3 protein-coding genes and 1 pseudogene are annotated in these 3,324 nt (G+C 65.9%); 3 read left to right on the top strand and 1 reads right to left on the bottom strand.

From position 1 onward, the window contains the following. Window positions 1–64: 64 nt before the first annotated feature. Both CVM52_RS24605 and adh read left to right on the top strand, forming a co-directional pair. Window positions 65–172, top strand: a pseudogene (locus tag CVM52_RS24605) (helix-turn-helix domain-containing protein); the annotation flags it as partial. Window positions 173–305: 133 nt separating this feature from the next. Next, window positions 306–1,826 carry an aldehyde dehydrogenase gene (gene adh / locus CVM52_RS24600; protein WP_100164924.1) on the top strand — a complete coding sequence of 507 codons (1,521 nt, stop codon included), beginning with the start codon at window positions 306–308 and terminating at the stop codon, window positions 1,824–1,826. A gap of 88 nt (window positions 1,827–1,914) precedes the next feature. Here adh and CVM52_RS24595 read toward each other — a convergent pair whose 3' ends face one another. Continuing rightward, window positions 1,915–2,736, bottom strand: coding sequence for a bifunctional allantoicase/(S)-ureidoglycine aminohydrolase (locus CVM52_RS24595; protein ID WP_100164923.1), 822 nt, complete (start codon window positions 2,734–2,736; stop codon window positions 1,915–1,917). 309 nt (window positions 2,737–3,045) lie between these two features. Between CVM52_RS24595 and CVM52_RS24590 the strand changes: the two genes are divergently transcribed. Continuing rightward, window positions 3,046–3,324: hypothetical protein (locus tag CVM52_RS24590; RefSeq protein WP_133119979.1), on the top strand; the 279-nt coding region annotated here is incomplete at its 3' end.

Here is a 3,324-nt window from a genome sequence, read left to right as displayed (position 1 = left end):
TTTTGTCTTTTTTTCCAGCCGAAGGCGGCATACCAGTTGGGAGGCCGTGGCTGGGGGTCAGACGCGGGCGCTGGCCCGCGCCGGCGGCAACGTATCCGAGGCGGCGCGGGCGCTGGGCGTCGGCCGGGCAACGCTGTACCGGCGGATGAAACGGCTGGGCCTCGGCGATTAACCGCAGCACCTGTCTCAGTCCTGAGACAGACGGCCGCCGCCGGCCGCGTCCCCCCTCCTGACGAATCGCGCGGCCTCGCCGCAACTGGTGCCTGCAACCGGGTGGAGGACCCGGCCAAGCAGGAGGAACCATCATGAATGAAATGACCCAGACGGTCGGGCAATTCGCCTCGCCCTTCAAAACCCGTTACGACAACTATATCGGCGGGCGCTTTGTCGCCCCGGTCAATGGCCGGTATTTCGACAACATCACCCCGATCACCGGCGGCGTGGTCTGCGAGGTGGCCCGCTCGGACGCGGCCGATGTCGACCTGGCGCTCGACGCCGCCCATGCCGCGAAAGAGGCCTGGGGCAGAACCCCCGCTGCCGAGCGCTCGAACATTCTGCTCAAGATCGCCGATGTGATCGAGCAGAACCTGGATCTGATCGCCACCGCCGAAACCTGGGACAACGGCAAGCCGATCCGCGAAACCACCGCCGCCGACATTCCGCTCTCGGCCGACCATTTCCGCTATTTCGCCGGCGTGCTGCGCGGGCAGGAAGGCGCGATGTCGGAAATCGACGCCGACACCGTGGCCTATCACTATCACGAACCACTGGGCGTGGTCGGCCAGATCATCCCGTGGAACTTCTCGGTGCTGATGGCGGCCTGGAAACTGGCCCCGGCCTTGGCGGCGGGCAACTGCGTGGTGCTGAAGCCGGCGGAACAGACCCCGGCGGCGATCATGGTGCTGGCCGAGCTGATCGGCGATCTGTTGCCGCCCGGCGTGCTGAACATCGTCAACGGCTATGGCGCCGAGGTCGGCGCGCCGCTGGCCAAGTCAAAGCGCATCGCCAAGATCGCCTTTACCGGCTCCACCCAGACCGGCCGCATGATCATGCAATATGCCACCGAGAACCTGATCCCGGTGACGCTGGAACTGGGCGGCAAAAGCCCCAACATCTTCTTTTCCGACGTGATGGCCAGGGATGACGCCTTTCTGGACAAGGCGGTCGAGGGCTTCGTGCTGTTCGCCTTCAACCAGGGCGAGGTCTGCACCTGCCCCAGCCGGGCGCTGATCCAGGAAGACATTTACGAGGCGTTTATCGAACGCGCCATCGCCCGGGTGAAGGCGATCAAGCAGGGCGACCCGCGCCTGCCCGATACCATGGTCGGCGCCCAGGCCAGCGCCGAACAGCAGGACAAGATCCTGTCCTACCTGCAGATCGGTGTCGAAGAGGGCGCGCAGGTGTTGGCCGGCGGTTCGGCGGCGCAGTTGGGCGGCGATCTGGCCAACGGCTATTACATCCAGCCGACCATCCTGAAGGGCCACAACAAGATGCGGGTGTTCCAGGAGGAAATCTTTGGCCCGGTGGTGTCGGTGACCACCTTCAAGGACGAGGCCGAGGCGATGCAGATCGCCAATGACAGCATGTATGGCCTTGGCGCCGGGGTCTGGTCGCGAGACATGAACACCTGCTATCGCTTTGGCCGCGGGATCGAGGCCGGCCGTGTCTGGGTCAACAACTATCACGCCTATCCGGCCCATGCGGCCTTTGGCGGCTACAAGCAGTCGGGCATCGGGCGCGAGAACCACAAGATGATGCTGGACCACTACCAGCAGACCAAGAACATGCTGGTCAGCTACAACCCCAACAAGCTGGGCTTTTTCTAAACCGGCAGGCGGGGCGGGGCCTGCGTCCTCCCAGTTGGTAACCGCCCCTGCGGCCCTCCCCTTCATCTCGGGGGAGGGCCACCATGTGTCACAACAGCGTCGCGTGGCGGTTGACGTCTTTGTACAGAAGATAGCGGAACGGCTCGGGTCCGCCGGCGTAGCAAGCCTGCGGGCAGAAGGCGCGCAGCCACATGTAATCGCCGGCCTCGACCTCGACCCAGTCCTGGTTCAGCCGGTACACCCCGCGGCCCTGCAACACATACAACCCGTGCTCCATAACATGGGTCTCGGCAAAGGGGATCGAGGCGCCGGGCTGCAACGTGACCACGGTGATATGCATGTCGTGGCGCAGATCATCGGGCGACATGAACCGCGTCGTGGCCCAGCGCCCGTCGCAATCCGGCATCGGATCCGGCGCGATCTCGCGGTCATTGGCGATGATCGGATCGGGCAGGCCCAGCCCCTCGACCACCTGATACCGTTTGCGGATCCAGTGAAACCGCGCCTCGGGCCCGGCATGGTTGTGCAAGCTCCAGGTCGCCCCGGCCGGGATAAAGGCAAAGCCGCCGGCCTCCAGCACGTGGCTCGCCCCTTCCAGCACCAGCGTCACCGCGCCCTCGGTCACGAACAGCGCCGATTCGGCGCCGGCCTCCGGCTCGGGCCGGTCGCTGCCGCCACCGGGGCCGACCACCATCAGGTAATGCGAAAACGTCTCGGAGAAGCCGCTCATCGGCCGGGCGATGATCCACAGCCGGGTGCCCTCCCAATGCGGCAGCCGGCTGGTGGTGATGTCCTGCACCGTGCCGCGGGGGATCACCGCATAGGCTTCGGTGAACACGGCCCGTCCGGTCAGCAGCTGATCCTGCCGGGGATGCCCGCCGCGCGGGCTGTAATAGGTCGGCTCCGACATGGCGCGTCCCTCCTTGTTTTTCTGGGTTTGCCCCAAATATGGGAAACCAGCGGCAAAGGGGAGTAGCCGGGCCGGGCAAACAGCAGATTTCGGAAAATTTTGAAGATCGCCCACAGCCTTGCCGTCAGGCTAATTGCAAGGCGACGCGATACAGGCCGTTGATGTCGCCTCCGCGCTGGGCGAAATTGGTGGCAACCCACCCGGCGCGGAGTTTTCTGTCATGACCGACCAGCCCGAAGCGTTCCCGTTTTGCCTGTGCCGCAGCACGGCGCCGGGGATCGCGCGCGATCGGCCGGCGAGGTGAGGGGAATGTCACGTCTCGCCTTCGCGCTATTGCTGCTGCTGCTGCCCGGCCGTCTGCTGGCGCAAGGCTGGGAATTGCAGGCCGGCGACGATGGCGCCTTCTTTCTCGGCCGCATCGCGCTCTCCGGCGTGTCCGGCTTCGAGGTGCTGTGCGGCGGCCGTTCGGCGCAGGGCCTGTCGCCCGAGGCCACCGGCAACCTGGAACCCGAAACCACCGCGCCCGGCACCTTCCGGATCCTGCTGGGCGAGGGGGTGATCGGCCCCGCCGCCGCGCCCGAGGCACCG

The sequence above is a fragment of the Pseudooceanicola lipolyticus genome, assembly GCF_002786325.1.
GTDB classification, from domain to species: Bacteria; Pseudomonadota; Alphaproteobacteria; order Rhodobacterales; family Rhodobacteraceae; genus Pseudooceanicola_C; species Pseudooceanicola_C lipolyticus.
Note: the sequence above shows the minus strand (reverse complement) of the source record. Positions and strands in the feature narration are given on the sequence as shown.

Bases quoted from the DNA above. Each gene is read 5' to 3' on its own strand.
- adh (WP_100164924.1), top strand. From the start codon at position 306: ATGAATGAAATGACCCAGACGGTCGGGCAATTCGCCTCGCCCTTCAAA.
- CVM52_RS24595 (WP_100164923.1), bottom strand. From the start codon at position 2,736: ATGTCGGAGCCGACCTATTACAGCCCGCGCGGCGGGCATCCCCGGCAG.